This window comes from Ruegeria sp. HKCCA5763 (assembly GCF_013034545.1).
Classification (GTDB): Bacteria; Pseudomonadota; Alphaproteobacteria; order Rhodobacterales; family Rhodobacteraceae; genus Ruegeria.
This window is the reverse complement of record NZ_WQGF01000009.1, coordinates 159,326-174,582: the sequence shown is the minus strand read 5'-3', so window position 1 is coordinate 174,582 and position 15,257 is coordinate 159,326. Positions and strand designations below refer to the sequence as shown.

The window sequence follows — 15,257 nt, the reverse complement described above, 5'->3', positions numbered from 1 at the left end:
GAAATTGGCGGGGCAACGCGCAGAAACGCCACATCGGCCAAGTCTTTGCGCCATCTCATCCATTTAGGCGGTTCAATCGCGCTGCTACCGACAGCCCATGCGCCTCAAGGCTTTCCGATTGGGCCAGTTGTTCGGCGGCTGGACCTATGGCACGCAACGCTTCGGGGGTCATGTGGCTCAGTGTGGTGCGCTTGAGGAAGTCCATCACGCTGAGCCCCGATGAGAACCGCGCAGACCGGGCGGTCGGCAGAACGTGGTTCGGGCCGCCAACGTAGTCACCGATGGCTTCGGGCGTATATTGGCCCAGAAAAATGGCGCCAGCGTGGATCGTCTTTTCGCTCAACGCCAGCGGATCAGAAACGCACAGTTCCAGATGTTCTGGCGCAATGCGGTTGGACAGGATTGCCGCCTCGTCCAGGTCGCGTGCGGTGATGATAGAACCGAAGTCACGCCAACTGGCCCCGGCGATTGCGCGGCGTTGTAGGGTCTCAAGGCGCTTTTCCACCGCGTCCGCGACGCGTTGCCCGAAAGCAGCGTCATCGGTGATTAGGATGGATTGCGCGCTTTCGTCATGTTCGGCCTGACTGAGCAAATCCAGCGCGATCCAGTCGGGGTCGTTATCCTTGTCGGCAATCACCAAAATCTCCGACGGGCCCGCGATCATATCAATGCCGACCTTTCCAAAGACACGGCGTTTGGCGGCTGCAACAAAGGCATTGCCCGGGCCGGTGATCTTGTCGACCGGCGCGATAGTGTCGGTGCCATAGGCCAGTGCGGCCACAGCCTGCGCGCCACCGATTCGATAGATCTCGTCCACGCCCGCCAATTGCGCGGCCAGCAACACCAGCGGGTTCACCTGCCCGTCTGGTGTGGGAACCACGATGGCCAACCGCTCTACGCCCGCCACTTTAGCCGGAATGGCGTTCATCAACACCGACGACGGATAGGATGCCAGACCGCCCGGCACGTACAGCCCTGCGGCGGAGACTGCCGACCAGCGCCAACCCAGCGTCGCCCCGGCCTCATCCGTCCAGCTATGATCGGTGGGCATCTGTTTTTCGTGATAGGCCCGGATGCGGGCTGCAGCCAGTTCAAGCGCCTCGCGATCCTCGGTCGAGACTTGCGCCACCGCATCCACAATTTCCTGCGCGCTGAAGGCCAAAGTTTTCTGTGTTAGCTCCAGACGGTCAAACTTAGCAGTCAACTCGATGACCGCCACGTCACCGCGGTTGCGAACATCATCAATGATCTGAGCCACAACCGAATCCACATCTGGGCTGTCTTCGCGCTTGGCTGACAGCAGCGTTTGGAAGGCACCCTCAAAATCGGGTGATGTGGTGTCGAGGAAAACGGGCATGATCAGGCACTCCGGGCGTTGCGACATGGGACATATCGCTGCGAAGGTCGGGTCTCAACCCTCAGTCGTCGGGGTGCAGCGATTTGCGCATCGCCAAGCAGGACAAATCCTGGCGGTCACTGCACCGCTCGGTATCTTCCCACCCATGGCGTAGATAAAACTTCCGCGCCGTCCGGGTCGCATCCAGATGCGCCTCGGTGCAACCGCACGCAGCCAGTTGCTGTTCTAACCGATTGAGCAGAGCGGCCCCAACTCCGCTGCCCACATGACCGGGATCAACGTAGAGCAAGGTGATCTTCCCGGTCTCGAACAAACCGCCGACGGCAGCCACCCGCCCTTCATGCTCGGCCACCCAGATCTGCGACCCTGATTTGAACCAACCCCTGATGGTTTCTGGATCTTTGTTTGTAGTCCACTCTTTCAAATGGTCAGGATCATTATTGTGGTCGGCCACACAAAGCTGCGTGATCGACCGGATCAGCACCCGGCTGATGTCGAACACGTCGAACACGGTGGCCGGACGCAGCGCGATGCCTCCTGGCAGTCTAGACAACGCCTGAGAGATACCGCGCTTATTCTGCATCTATTCGGGGTGATGCGGGGCCTGACCCGACGGGGCCTGATACGGGCGGGTTACATCCTTGAGGGTCACATCGACGGCTTCAACCCGCAGGCGGATCACACCATCCCCTGCCAAAGTCAGCAAGATATGGCCTGCGCCATCCTCGCCCGCTTCAAAATCGACGGACAGAAGGGACATGATCATGTCCTTGTCGCTGCGATCGATGCCCTGGCTGGCCACGGACAGTACCGAATCAAAGACCAGCACGGATTGCACCCGTTCAAACGGGCGTTCACGGCGGGTGGCCGCATCTTTGTCTTCCCAGCGAAAGCGGTTCAGCAGCAGACCAAAACGGCGCTGCGACGGCTGCCATTTCATCTCGGTCGCCGGGAAAACCGCGTCCTGCGCCAAGGTCGAGATCACCTGAAGGTCGTCGCTGTCCTCAGCACCCAGATTCAGCGGGGCCTCGCGCCCGTCTTCAAAACTTGCGTCTGTCATTGGCCCTTGATCCGTTCGATTTTTGCACCCACGCCTTCCAGCTTGCGCACCACATGCTCATATCCGCGGTCCAGATGATAGACCCGGCTGACCGTTGTTTCACCTTCTGCCGCCAGCCCCGCCAGAATCAGCGAGACCGAGGCGCGCAGGTCCGTTGCCATAACAGGCGCACCTTTCAGGCTTTCAACACCGGTAACTGTGGCTGTGCCACCATGCACCTCGATATTCGCGCCCATGCGCACCAGTTCGGGTGCGTGCATGAATCGGTTTTCGAAAATGCGTTCTTCCAGCACCGAGGTTCCTTCGGCGGTGCACATCAGCGCCATCATCTGCGCCTGAAGGTCCGTCGGGAATCCCGGGAAAGGTTCGGTCACAACATCCACGGCCTGAACGCGGCCATTCTTTCGCGCGACTTTCAGTCCCTTTTCGGTTTCCGTAACGCTGACTCCTGCTGCGTCCAGCTTCTCGGCAAAGGATTCGACCAGCGACATGCGCCCGCCCAGCAATTCAACTTCACCGCCGCAAATCGCCGGAGCCAGCATATAGGTACCCAGTTCGATCCGGTCCGTAACGACCTGATGCGTGGCACCATGCAACCGATCGACACCCTGGATTTCAATGGTCGAGGTCCCCTCGCCCGAAATCTGGGCTCCCATCTTGCGCAAGCATTCGACCAGATCGACAATCTCAGGCTCGCGCGCGGCATTCTTCAGAACAGTGGTTCCCTTGGCCAGCGTCGCAGCCATGACGATGTTTTCAGTTGCCCCAACCGAGGCAAAGCGCATCTCATGCACCGCGCCTTTCAGCCCGCCCTGTGCCTTGGCGTGCAGATACCCGTCTTTCAGTTCGATCTCTGCACCCAGCGCTTCCAGCCCCTCGACATGCAAATCCATCGGACGCGCGCCGATCGCGCAACCACCAGGCAGTGACACAACGGCCTGACCAAACCGCGCCAGCAATGGCCCAAGCACCAGATTAGATGCACGCATCTTACGCACGATGTCATAATCTGCAGTCTGACTGGTCAGGTTATGACTCGACATTGCGATCACCTGCCCGTCCTGCAGCGCCGACACCTCGGCCCCAAGCGATTGCAGCAGGGCAGTCATCGTTTTGATGTCGCTCAGCCGTGGAGCGTTGGTCAGTGTCAGCGGTTCTTCGCTCAGAAGCGTCGCGGGCATCAACGTCAGGCACGCATTCTTGGCCCCCGCAATCGGAATTTGCCCGGTCAGCGGGCCATTGCCCGTTACAAGAATCGAATCCATCTGCTCTTATCCCTCGTCCTTATCGGCTTTGTCCCCCGAGGCCGCCCGCGCCTTGGCCTGCGCCTTGCGCCGCGCCATGTTCGCCTTCAGCGCCGCCTTCAAACGCTCTTCTCTTGCGCCCCCGGATTTGCCTTGTTTTTTGGGTGAATTTTTATCTGTCATGCTCTTTCTCTACAGGAGGCGAAAAAAACCGTCCAGACACCCTTGCGCCGCGTTTCGTTTGAGTCTAATCACCCGCCCACAGCGCTGCTGTAGCTCAGAGGTAGAGCACTCCCTTGGTAAGGGAGAGGTCGAGAGTTCAATTCTCTCCAGCAGCACCATCTTTTCAATAACTTAGAAGATCGTGTCTCGGAAGTGTGTGGACTGTTCCCACCCCATTCCCACCCCGATCTCTCAGTTCGCTTCCATTTGACCAATGGATCGAAGCGCTCTTCTTCGGGCCAGTTCGATACTCGCGATCTGGTCGTCGGCGCTGTGGACCAGATGCAACAGTTGAGCGTCCGTCAACTGGGTGTGATCCTCAACAATCAAAGGGGGCGACATTGCTACTCGCATCGCCTGAACACCGGCCTGCTCTTCCAGTTGCTTTTGGGCGGGCAAGTCTTCGAATGGAACCAGCACGTCGGTCGGCAGATAGTGGAGTGTATCCCCACGCGACATTTCAATCGCCCACTCGTGTCGGACCTGAGCAGGCGACATCCGACCTTCGCACCGGATGAAAGTCGCAGCTAACTTCAGCGATACCCGCCACTGTCGTTCACTTACAACTCGGGGGTCATCGTCGATCTCAGCGCCACTTCCGACCGCATAGCAGGCCTTATTGTAGGCGTGTGCCGCTCGGTGGATTTGCTGGATGGCGGCAAGTTCGTCGCGCCTGCGCTGCAAGTCCGTTGGGTTCTGTTCGACAAAGGCTGCAATCACGGCATCCTGTTCAGCCTGCGGCGGGTCGATGATCTCTCGTTCGCTATCAGGCAGCTGCATTTGCTTTCTCCTTTTCGTCGTAAGTCTCAAGCAATCTCGAAAGCAACTCTTCTTCATCACTCGGTGCTTCAGTCTTGTTTTCGGTTTCGCTGGGAAGTTCACCGGCCCAGATGCGGTAGTACGAGGCGACCCGGTGAGTGGCGTAAGGCTCGGCCACTTCTAGCTTGAAGCTCTCGCCGTCGATCACCTCCCACATTAAGTCAATTACATACGGCGCTGGATATTGGTTTCCGGGCTCGGTTAGCCAGTGGGTCATAATTGGCCGCACGATCATGTCCGACTGCACCCACATACCGGGTTTGATGTCGTTGGGTATGGCGTCGGCGGGACGGTCCTGACCCCAAGTGATCGGTTCGCTCCAGCCGAGCGCTTTATTCAAGTCTGTCATAGTTGATTTCCTTTTCATCGATTGATGCGCATCCCGTCAGATCGATTGATCTACCGGCGACCACCCGTGGAGGCGGGTTGGTGGTCAGGCGGGTTGCCTGACGCTCAGGATGCATTGGGTTGGCAAGACCGGACTTCCTAACAGGGTCTCCGAAATAGGGCAAACGGATCGTTCTAGGCTCTGGACCTACAAACAGGTCACAGCGTCAACGGCTGCTTTGACCCAGGAGCAGACACTTGCAGAAAACACGACTATGACCGGGTCGCGGACAAAGCCGACATTACGAAAATCATTCAAATGCCTCTCAGTGGTCCAAAGTGGATCACCAAACCACAGTCTAGAAATCTCCGCTTAAAGTGTTTGTTTAAGCCAAGTAGCAAGTAAGCTTCGCAACTATTGAACTTCTAAATGTCCGGGCGGATGTAGTTCAAGATTGAGTTCATCCGAATGATGACCTTACGAATAACATGTGTGGCGGACGCGCTTTCTGTGTAAATCGCCGCGATTCCGGCGGCACCAGGCGGGATCTCATCTAGGATGTTTGGATCGTCGAGAACTATCCTTACAATGAACGGTTCGCTCGCGATCTGACCTGCCTGATACACCGTACCGGTCACCTGCGCTTGCCCTTGCGAGGCAATGTCGAGCACGGTTTCGACGGTACCTGTTATCAACACACCTGGCATTGTTTTGAAAGCCACTTCGACAGGCTGACCCACTTCGATGTGGCGGAGATAAATCTGATGGACTTCGGCGATCACAACTTTTTCGGCTGTGTCGACAAACACTCCCGCTGGAGCAAAGGGAAACGTAACCACGCGCTGACCTTCAGTAATCGCGAGATTGGTCAGGTATCCCTCTGATGGCGCACGGATAATCGTCTGTTCAAGATTCCATTCAGCCTGGTTAAGGGACGCTCTGGCCTCAGCCAGTTTCGCGACTTCACCGTCATCTGTGAGGGCACTGATTTCCACCTCGGCACGTGACACGGCAGATCGAGCTTGATCTACAGCGCCTTCCGCAGCTTCCAGGCTGGCTTCTGTTGATTCGAGTCGGCTTTGAGAGATCGTACCGCTGACGGCCAACCTGCTGTCATCTTCAAAACGTAGTTTTGCGAGGTCCCGTTGCGCAAGAGCCTGACGTAATTGGGCTTGTGCTGAGGCAAGCGCATCTTGGTCCTGACGAACCTGTGCCTCAACCCGCGCCAGGGTGGCTTCCGCCTGTCGAGCGGCTATCTCGAAGGGCTCCGGATCGAGGCGAAAAAGTACTTCACCTTCTTCCAGCGGAACGTTTGGTTTCGCTGCAACTTCGATCACCTGTCCCGCAACATTCGGAACAATCTGGGTGGCGCGTGTTAGGACCTTTATCGGTCCTGAAGGAGCGCCCCACTGCATTGGAATGAAAAGAAAGATCAACAGCACGACCATCCACACAATCGTTGAAAGCCATGTGGCCTTGGTGTTGGGTAGAACCTTCATCTTTACGAGAACGAACAAAACCGCGACATAAGCTAGGGTTAGAAAGACAATCATGCGGTCTCTCCTGAATCCGCACGTCTGCCCCCGCTCGATTCAATCTGTTTTGACAATGGCGACCTTGTGAAAGCCCATATCAAAGCGAGCGGCCAGAAAACCCCAAAAGTCAGAGCTCCGACCCAACCTGCGACATTGATCGCGTCCCGTTGTGGATGACTGCGCTCTGTGGCGATTTTGCCTGGCAACATGGCCAGGTAAATGAACCCGACCAGAAATGTGAGGATCAACACAATCAGCACGATCCACGCAAAAATATCCAATCCACTCATTTCGATTTTCTCCAGCAGCCCCAACCTCTTGTGTCGACCACCGGACCTTCAGCAAAGTATGGCGGACAGTTCGAGCGGTTACAGATTTTATGCGGATCAGTGTGGCCGATCCGCACGATCGACGGTCAATTAGCCTATGGCTAGGCTTGCGTACTCAATGCGGCGCGCAGCTCTTTTTCATCACTGACCGATAAGGATGTTTCGATCACTTCGCCCTTGAGGCCCTCGAGTTCGTTGAGCAGCTTTGTCGGACGGCTGGTCCAGCCGATCATTGCAAGCGCAGAGGTATCTGGCTTCAGTTTGGAACCGAGCATAGCCGCCAGACGGTCTTCGTCATCGGCCTGATCGAGGGCTCCGGCCAGTGTTCCCATCCCGGTTCCAGCAGCCGCCCCAAGTAGCAGGCCAGCCGCCGGATTGCCTGCCAGCGCACCAATCATTACGCCTGTCAGGCTACCCATCGCACCTCCGCCGAGCATACCAGTCGCGGTGAGCGTGTCAGAGTTCTTGATCCGGATGTCGCCAGCTTCATTCCGCGTAATCACTATGAACTCATTAATGTCGGCCTCCCATTCCTTCGACATTTTCGCGACGCGAAGTAGCGCCTCGTCCGCGGCATGACGGCCTTCAAAAAGTATGATGACAAGGTTGGACATTGGTTCTCTCCCTTTGAAATTTTGAAGCCAGTGAACGCGACGTCTTTGATAAACTTACCGTTTGCGTTGTGATCGGGAGTAAATCGAACGCCCCAATCGTATCCAAGCCGGGTTCATTTCACGGAGACATCGACGGTCTCGACACGGTGAATACTCGGCAACCGATAGGATCCATCATTGAACTCAGCATGCGCCCCTTAGGCTCGGACTTAAAGAAAACAGCTGCGACTTTGAGTGACGGCATGGTTGATTGACTAACATCAGAGTTGACCTTGCATGTTAAAAGAGCAGCAGGGGCGCAGGACGCCGCCCCCGCCTGACGGCGATCAGTCGCCGCTTACCAGCTCGAACTCACCGGGCCGCCAGGACTTGTCGAAGAACGCCTTCTCGGGGAAGTAGAGGCGCAAGAAGGTGAACCAGCCCTTTTTCGGATCGGTCTCGATCCAGTTGCCCCGCTCCACACCTTCCGGCTGTTCCGGCGCGAACCAAATGGTTGTCGAACCGTCCTCGTTTTCCACGGCTGCCGGGCTCGGGTAGGTCTGACTGCCCGCACGCGGATAGCGCTGCGATGTCTGCAGCATCCCGCGTGATTGGTTGTCGTAGACCGTCATCGACCAGAAGCGCGCCGCGGGAATGTCCGGCGGTAGATCCAGCTTGTAGGTCTTGGCGCCGTCGAACGGGTTACCATCGGAATCGACATTGGCAATCAGGTACTGCGAGCCGATGTTTTCGAGCCGCATGATCATCGCCGGTGTCACGCCAGTAGCGGTGTAGAACCACGACGTCCGCGAATGATACTTGCGCGCGCCTTTGTCCTCCAACGGCTTGATCTCTCCGTCTTCGACCACACCCGGCGGGTTCATGAAGTCATAGCCACCTGCCCAAAGACTTGCCCACCAGGCCGAGTCCTCATCGTAGTATCGGAAATGGTCCCTGGGATGTGCGCCCATGCCAAGGGTACGGGCCCCGGCGTTGCCGACCGCGACTGCCTCATCAAGGATCCGTCTCATCCGCTCATCCGGATTGAACTCTTCACCCTTCACGATGCCAATTGCAGCTGCTTGCCCTGCAAGCTCGACATCAAACGAAGAGGCAGGTTCCATCTGGATCACTTCGTGAAGCCACTCGTAATGGGTGAAATCGTTCGGTGGGATGGTGTTGAACGACACGCCAGTGCCGTTGACGAACCGAGGAGAAGGATGTTCCGTGGTTACACCGGCGATTGGCGCTTCGCCCAACAGAAATGACCCGATGCTCGTGCCCGTTCCACCCGGAACATAGGGGTAGATCTTGGTGTATTCTTTGACCGTGTCCATCGGTGGCTTTGGGTCATTGTCCTCAAGGAACGCACGCCCCAGCATGAAGACCCGGTTCGTGCGGGAATGGGCCACATAGTAGCCGCCTTCGGGCAGTACGCCGTCATATCCCGGGGGCACCAGCAAATACCGGCCGCCTTCACCGCGGTCAGGGCCGGGGAAGCCGAAATCGATGACCCAACGGAACCACATGTCATCGAAGATGCCCAGCACATTAGGCGGGGTCTCGACAACCATGGGGCCATCGTTCAGGTCGATGAATGACAGGAAATAGGGTGTGTCGGCATTCGCCGTGAGAAAGAGCGAATGCGCGTCCATCAGTTCTTCGAACAGCAGCACTTCGTTGTGCTGCACGCCGATGTCGAGAAAGCCTTTGTAGAAGCCGTGCATCGATACGACCTGGATCGTGTTCATGAAGGTCTCAATCCCGTGAAGGTAGTCGAGCTCATCCTGCACCTTCTGGGCTGTGTCTCCCGTCGGATAGCCGTCTTTGAACGTCAGAGTTCCGAGACGCGTCGATTCTACCTCGTCAGGCGTTGTGAGAAATTCTGGAATGGGTTCGTATTCGACCTCAGCGTAAGCCGGGCTCAATCCCGATACCGACAATGCCAGAATTATCGCGATGGATATGGTGGTTCTTCTTGTCATGAAGAGTGTTCTCCAGATTCGATTTGAGGGATAGCTGTTGATGTCTTCGTTGCGCAGACAGGGGCTGATGCCCCTGTCCACACCTGAACACCTCGGTTACCGCAACTTGACCTCGACCTTCTCCAGCGTGCCGGGGAAGTCGAAGGGCACGTGGTAGCTTTCGCTCACGGGTTCGCCCGCGTCGGAGCCGATGTCGAATGTCTCATCGAGCGAGATTCGGAAGCCCATGGTGCGCTCGACCCGACCCTCGCCAACGAGTTCATCGTTAACGAAAAGCTTGCCCATGCCGCCCTTGCCGACGCCGCCGCCATCATACTCGAACTCGTAGCGGATCGTGTGCTTGCCAGCCGACAGAGGGTCGCCCTCAATGTTGTAACGTTCAAGATTGGCAACATTGTAGGTGTAGACCGGCTTGCCATCGAGCACGTAGAGCGCCCAGCCGCCGAACCGGCCGCCCTGGGTGACGAGCATCCCGTCATTGTCCCCGTCAGCGATCTCGATATGCGCCGTGATGGTGTGCGACTTGTTTTTGAAGTCGGGCGCGGTGCCTTCGGGAATGCGTGTCATGTTGTCGTAGTAGGTGAACTCTGTACGACCCGCCGTCAGGCTGGGGCGCAGCGAGACATCCATGCGCTCCACCTTGCTGCTGACAATCGGCAGCACGTCATATTTTGCTGCCTCGCCGTAGAACAGAAGCTGCAACTCTGCCAGTTTCTCGGGGTTCTCCGCGGCAAGGTTGTTGGCCTGGGTGAAGTCCTCGGCAACGTTATAGAGTTCCCAATCCCACTCGGTGATTACATCGGTCGGCTTTACCACGCTGACCCAGGGGGCTTCCGGCGGTGTGGTGGTCGCCATCCAGCCGTCACTGTAGATCGCGCGGTTGCCCAGCATTTCGAAATACTGGGTCCGGCGGGTTGAGGGTGCCTCCGCGTTATCGAAGGCATACATCATGCTGGTGCCCTCGATCTCGGACTGGGCCACCCCGTTGATCGAGGTCGGTGCTGGCAGGCCAGCCGCTTCGAGGATTGTCGGCATGATATCGATAACGTGGTGGAACTGATCACGGACCTCCCCCCGCGCTTCAATGCCAGCGGGCCAGCGGATGATCATGCCGTTGCGGGTCCCGCCAAAATGGCTGGCCACCTGCTTTGTCCATTGGAACGGCGTGTTCATCGCGTGCGCCCAGGCCGAGGGAAAGTGGCCGAACGTATTCGGTCCGCCCAGCTCATCGATGCGCGCATACGTGTCCTCGAAGGGCACGGGGATGTTGTTGAAGAACGTCATCTCGTTTAGCAATCCATCCGGGCTGCCCTCAGCCGACGCGCCGTTGTCACCCATCAGGTAGATAATCAACGTGTTGTCGAGTTCGCCGGTTTCCTCGACCGCGTCGATGATGCGGTTGATCTGGTAGTCCATGTGCGACAGCGCCCCGGCATAGACCTCCATCATGCGGGCATAGAGCTCTTTCTGCTGATCATTCAGCGAATCCCAGGCACGAAGCTGTTCCGGACGCGGCGTAAGCACAGCATCCTGTGGAATGATGCCGCGCTCTTTCTGACGCGCGAAGGACTCTTCGCGTACGGCGTCCCAGCCCTGATCAAACTGGCCTTTGAACCTGTCGATCCACTCTTGCGGGGCGTGGTGCGGCGCGTGACTTGTGCCCGGCGCGTAGTAGACGAAGAAGGGCTTTTCCGGTGCGAGCGCGTGCTGTTCCCGGATGTAGTTGATGGCCCGGTCGGCCATGTCCTCATCCAGGTGGTAATCATCGGTGTTCGGCGGCTCAATCGGCTTGGTGCCGTCAAAGATCGCGGGCGTGAACTGGCTTGTGTCGCCACCGATGAAGCCAAAGAACTGCTCGAAACCAAGCCCCGTCGGCCACAGGTCGAACGGCCCGGCCTGGCTCGACTGCCAGTCCGGCACGTTGTGGTTCTTGCCATACCAAGCGGTGTTGTACCCGTTGCCTTTCAGGATCTCGGCAATGGTGCCGTTCTCTTTTGGCATCAGCGAGTTGTAGCCCGGGAAACCAGTGCCCAGCTCCATAATGACGCCGGTTGAGTTGGAATGGTGATTGCGCCCGGAAATCAGCGCCGATCGGGTCGGAGAGCAAAGTGCCGTCGTGTGCATCCGGGTGAACAGGAGGCCATCCTCGGCAAGCCGATCATAGGCTTCGGTTGGCACGGGACCACCAAAGGCAGTCGGCGCGCCAAAGCCCACATCGTCCGGCATGATCAAGAGAACATTGGGCGCACCCTCGGGTGCGGACACCTGCCGCGGAAAATCGAGACTCGAGTCCGAGGTGCGGAGCGCGATATGGCCACCAAACTCAGTCATTGGGACCGGCAAGACCGAGCGATCCCAGTCATCTTGGGCCACAGCTGGCGCGGCAGTCAGGGCGAGCGTTCCTGCCAAGAGCGCCATGGGCAACCTGGTCAGTTCAAAAAGTTTCACGGCTGTCTCCTCCTTTTGATTTGAACTGCGCGACGCACCTCGTTTTGTCAGACTGCTTCCATGTCGCGCGGCATGAAGCGCGAGCCAGAATGAAACCGCTACCTTTTGGCAGCGCTCTTCGTAGGACATGTCCGGGAGGCGCCGCGTCGAGTTCTTTTTGCTGCAGTGTTGTAGGCACAAATCGCTTAGTCTAAGAATCAACACTAGCGCCCAAGGAACCAGCTATTGTCTTCAAACACACGGGAAGATCGATCGTTTTGCCGTCCCGACGACTCGAGACAGGTCCGTGCGGGCCTGTTGCTGGGTTTGTTTAAGTGCCTGTCTGATCCCATGTTTGGTCTGGGGAAAGGTCTCTCCGCAGAGGTAGCGGGGCTCGATGTTCCGAATCAGGCGGAGCGTTGGATGCCCGACGGCACCTACCTAGAGGGCCTCGCCCGCATCGACCACCTCGATGATCTTGGCGGGATCATGCTGAGGGCAGGTATGGACCAAGAGTTCGCGGATATGGGGCTTTTCGGCAAAGCCGTCATTCATTCTGAGACTATCTGGGCCGCCCTCTGCATTCTGCGCGACACGGTTCCCTATATCGTTCCCGGGGTCAGTGTTGGCCTCCGAGTGCGAAGGGATCGTTGTCGGTTCACGTACGTTCACCCCTTCGGCGTGGGCCCGGAAGCCTCGCTCGATGTGCAATACACAATCGGACTGATCTGCAACCTTCTCGCCCAGCGCACGGGCACACGCAGCGCGCATATCCGGGTGAGCTATCCCGGAGCGCGCGCTCACCACACAACATTTCTCAGTGGCGTGAGCCAGGTTTCGGAGGGTGATATCGGAACAGTTGAGTTCGATGATCACCTCTTGCGGACGCCGCTCAAACACTCCAGGCCCGACCTGTCCGATCTCCTTCTTTTGGCCATGGCAGAGGCGCCCGAAGTGCCCAATGCGTCCTGTGAGATGTCCGACCTCGTAACTCATTTGCAATACGCGTCATTGCGCACCAACCAGCGCCCTCTTGCGCAAACCGAAGTCGCTAACCTTCTCGACAAACCGCTCAGAACCCTCCAGGATGCCCTAAAAAAAGAGGGCAGCCGTTTTGATCGCCTCCGCGATGGCCCGCGCCATGCCATCGCGCGAGAGGCTTTACGGCAAGGCCGCGAAATTGACGAGGTCGCTCAAAGCATTGGTTTTTCGCACCGGCAGAACTTTTCTACGGCCTTCTCAAAGTGGGAGGGGTGCTCTCCATCAGAGTTCCGGTCGCGCGGAGGCACCTGACCCTCTTCTCTGGCTAGCAAAAGGCATTGAGCAGTGGAGTTTATAGCCACGAGACAACCGACCAGAAGCATTCAACGTGTACGCGAAAGGCTTACTTTGAGACACCATTACTGCTAGATAGCAGTGGAGCGATTTCCGTTTCGCGCTTAGTTCTGCCTGTTGCCGCGTCGAGTTCGAAGGTCCGCTTTGGGCTCTGAGCAGTCGGTCAGCCAGGATTGCCCCAACGACAGCTTCCGAAATCCGAACGGCGGCTTTACTGCCCCGCCACGCCCAACAAAAGTTCGTCTGACAAGACCAGACGGAGGGCCCAAAAGTTGTTACGAATGGGAAACTCACATAGCTTTGGCCCGAGGGTAACTCAGTCAGGCTTTCCCCTGTCTATGGAATGGGCGATGAAATGCTCGGCACGGTTTTGATTATTGCACTCATCGCGTCAGAGGTCATTGCGATTGTTTTCGCGTGGCGCGCTATCCAGACGGCGCGTACTCCTCAAGGCGCGATCGGTTGGGCAATCTTTCTTGTAACAGCACCTTACCTTGGTGTGCCGCTTTATCTGTTTCTTGGACACCACAAATATCGTGGCTATGAAATAAGTCGTGCCTCAAGCGAACAGGTTCTTGAAGGTGTGGCGACTTATCGCGAACAACATAGGCCTAAGTCCAAACCCAAGAACGACACAACACTTTTTGAAAAGATCGCAGAACTACCCGGAGTAGACGGAAATGGTTTTCAGCTTCTCATAGATGGTGAGGAGACGTTCTCAGCGATTTTCAAGGCGATTGATACTGCAAAATCATACGTGCTTGTCCAATCCTATATCGTCAACGATGATGGCGTTGGCCGAGCCCTTTGCGATCACATGATCAATGCCGCTGAACGAGGGGTGTCGGTCCGCTTCATGGTCGATGCTGTAGGAAGCAAAAAGCTTCCTCCCACCTATTTTCAGCGCTTAAAGTCAGCAGGGGTAGAGTTCGTCGATCCGAAGTCGACAAGGGGGCCGAAGTACCGTTTTCAGCTCAATTTTCGCAATCACCGCAAAACAGTAGTTGTCGACGGTCATGTGGGCTTCACGGGTGGTTTGAATTTCGGAGACGAGTACAAAGGACTCGATCCACGTTTTGGTAATTGGCGCGACACACATGTTCAGATGACTGGCCCAGTAGTTTCCCAGCTTCAGTTGATTTTCGTGGAAGACTGGCACTGGGCAACAGACGAAATACTGATCGATGACCTGAATTGGAATGCCGATCGAGATAAAGCTGACATGACATCACTTTTGGTCGCTACTGGTCCGGGTGACGAACTGGAAACAGGGGCCATGTTCTTCGTATCCTGCATCGCGGAAGCTAAGAAACGAGTGTGGATTGCATCTCCTTATTTTGTGCCAGATATCGATATTCTGACCGCGCTTAAACTAGCGGCGCTACGCGGCCTAGATGTGCGTATATTGGTCCCGGAGGTCATAGACCATACCGTTCCTTGGTTGGCTGCCTTCGCATACTTTGACGAGATCCGCGACGTAGGAGTCAAAGTGATGCGCTATGATGCGGGTTTCATGCATCAAAAGGTCGTACTTGTTGACGATACGCTTGCAGTTGTCGGAACCATGAACATGGATAACCGGTCGTTTCGATTGAACTTTGAAGCCATGGCGGTTTACTTTGATGATAGTGCTGCATCACAACTAGAAGCGATGTTTGAAGCTGATTTCGAACGTTCCTTCGAACTTTCGAAAAGGCTGTCGCAGCAACCAAAACGTATCAGAATTGGTGCTCCCTTGTCCCGACTAGTTTCGCCTTTGTTGTGATTGGTAGTTTGCACCTTCTTGTAGAGAGACTTCGCCGTCGTTGAAAAAAGCGGGCCAAGCAGAGTCGATTCCACAGCGCCAAACGGATAGGAGGCAATACGCCGCACATTTTCTTCCAGATGCTTTGCCTCACCCAGCCATTCCGACTATGCCGCCTTGATATCGTCCATTGCGAGATCGCGAAATTCAATGACAGGTTCCGGTTCTCGTTCAGCGCTCATTCGAGGCGCGACAAGCACCGGGACGACAGCAAGATCC

14 protein-coding genes and 1 tRNA gene are annotated in these 15,257 nt (G+C 56.8%); 3 read left to right on the top strand and 12 right to left on the bottom strand.

Annotated elements, in window-relative coordinates; genetic code table 11:
* Nucleotides 1–55: 55 nt before the first annotated feature.
* The 5 genes from hisD to GOV89_RS16135 all read right to left on the bottom strand — a co-directional run bounded on the left by hisD (nt 56) and on the right by GOV89_RS16135 (nt 3,844).
* Complete coding sequence (gene hisD, locus GOV89_RS16155; protein WP_171176267.1) at nt 56–1,357, bottom strand: histidinol dehydrogenase; 1,302 nt, start codon at nt 1,355–1,357, stop codon at nt 56–58.
* A gap of 61 nt (nt 1,358–1,418) precedes the next feature.
* Nucleotides 1,419–1,940 (bottom strand): GNAT family N-acetyltransferase, encoded by a 522-nt coding sequence (locus tag GOV89_RS16150; protein ID WP_171238618.1) that lies wholly within the window; start codon nt 1,938–1,940, stop codon nt 1,419–1,421.
* On the bottom strand, nt 1,941–2,417 hold the full coding sequence (locus GOV89_RS16145) for a DUF2948 family protein (RefSeq protein WP_171175820.1): 477 nt from the start codon (nt 2,415–2,417) through the stop codon (nt 1,941–1,943).
* Entirely contained in the window at nt 2,414–3,682 is a 1,269-nt protein-coding gene (murA, locus tag GOV89_RS16140) for a UDP-N-acetylglucosamine 1-carboxyvinyltransferase (RefSeq protein ID WP_171175823.1), read from the bottom strand. Before murA ends, GOV89_RS16145 begins: the two co-directional genes overlap by 4 nt.
* 6 nt (nt 3,683–3,688) lie before the next feature.
* A complete protein-coding gene (locus GOV89_RS16135; RefSeq protein WP_171175825.1) occupies nt 3,689–3,844 on the bottom strand; it encodes a hypothetical protein in 156 nt (51 codons plus the stop codon).
* A gap of 83 nt (nt 3,845–3,927) precedes the next feature.
* Here GOV89_RS16135 and GOV89_RS16130 point away from each other — a divergent pair.
* Nucleotides 3,928–4,002: transfer RNA gene (locus GOV89_RS16130), tRNA-Thr, on the top strand.
* Between the two features lie 73 nt (nt 4,003–4,075).
* Here GOV89_RS16130 and GOV89_RS16125 read toward each other — a convergent pair.
* From GOV89_RS16125 to GOV89_RS16095, 7 genes are all read right to left on the bottom strand, one after another.
* A complete protein-coding gene (locus tag GOV89_RS16125; RefSeq protein WP_170567912.1) occupies nt 4,076–4,663 on the bottom strand; it encodes a hypothetical protein in 588 nt (195 codons plus the stop codon).
* The gene (locus GOV89_RS16120) at nt 4,650–5,051 is read right to left on the bottom strand and encodes a hypothetical protein (RefSeq protein WP_170567911.1); all 402 of its coding nucleotides are present in this window, start codon (nt 5,049–5,051) and stop codon (nt 4,650–4,652) included. The genes GOV89_RS16125 and GOV89_RS16120 overlap by 14 nt, the downstream gene beginning before the upstream one ends.
* A 404-nt stretch (nt 5,052–5,455) precedes the next feature.
* A complete protein-coding gene (locus GOV89_RS16115) occupies nt 5,456–6,583 on the bottom strand; it encodes an HlyD family secretion protein (protein ID WP_170422152.1) in 1,128 nt (375 codons plus the stop codon).
* Nucleotides 6,580–6,855 (bottom strand): DUF3302 domain-containing protein, encoded by a 276-nt coding sequence (locus GOV89_RS23090; RefSeq protein ID WP_170422179.1) that lies wholly within the window; start codon nt 6,853–6,855, stop codon nt 6,580–6,582. The genes GOV89_RS16115 and GOV89_RS23090 overlap by 4 nt, the downstream gene beginning before the upstream one ends.
* Nucleotides 6,856–6,995: 140 nt before the next feature.
* Nucleotides 6,996–7,508 (bottom strand): DUF1269 domain-containing protein, encoded by a 513-nt coding sequence (locus GOV89_RS16105; RefSeq protein ID WP_170422155.1) that lies wholly within the window; start codon nt 7,506–7,508, stop codon nt 6,996–6,998.
* A 326-nt stretch (nt 7,509–7,834) separates the two neighbouring features.
* On the bottom strand, nt 7,835–9,472 hold the full coding sequence (locus GOV89_RS16100; RefSeq protein WP_170612385.1) for a DUF1254 domain-containing protein: 1,638 nt from the start codon (nt 9,470–9,472) through the stop codon (nt 7,835–7,837).
* A gap of 96 nt (nt 9,473–9,568) precedes the next feature.
* Nucleotides 9,569–11,920: an arylsulfatase gene (locus GOV89_RS16095; RefSeq protein ID WP_348540085.1), complete on the bottom strand. Its 2,352-nt coding sequence runs from the start codon at nt 11,918–11,920 to the stop codon at nt 9,569–9,571.
* Between the two features lie 402 nt (nt 11,921–12,322).
* Here GOV89_RS16095 and GOV89_RS16090 point away from each other — a divergent pair, with 402 nt between their 5' ends.
* Together GOV89_RS16090 and cls are read left to right on the top strand one after the other, a co-directional pair.
* Nucleotides 12,323–13,192 (top strand): AraC family transcriptional regulator, encoded by an 870-nt coding sequence (locus tag GOV89_RS16090; RefSeq protein WP_170422160.1) that lies wholly within the window; start codon nt 12,323–12,325, stop codon nt 13,190–13,192.
* A gap of 385 nt (nt 13,193–13,577) precedes the next feature.
* Nucleotides 13,578–14,999, top strand: a complete 1,422-nt coding sequence (gene cls, locus GOV89_RS16085; RefSeq protein WP_254451539.1) for a cardiolipin synthase — start codon at nt 13,578–13,580, stop codon at nt 14,997–14,999.
* Nucleotides 15,000–15,257: the final 258 nt, after the last annotated feature.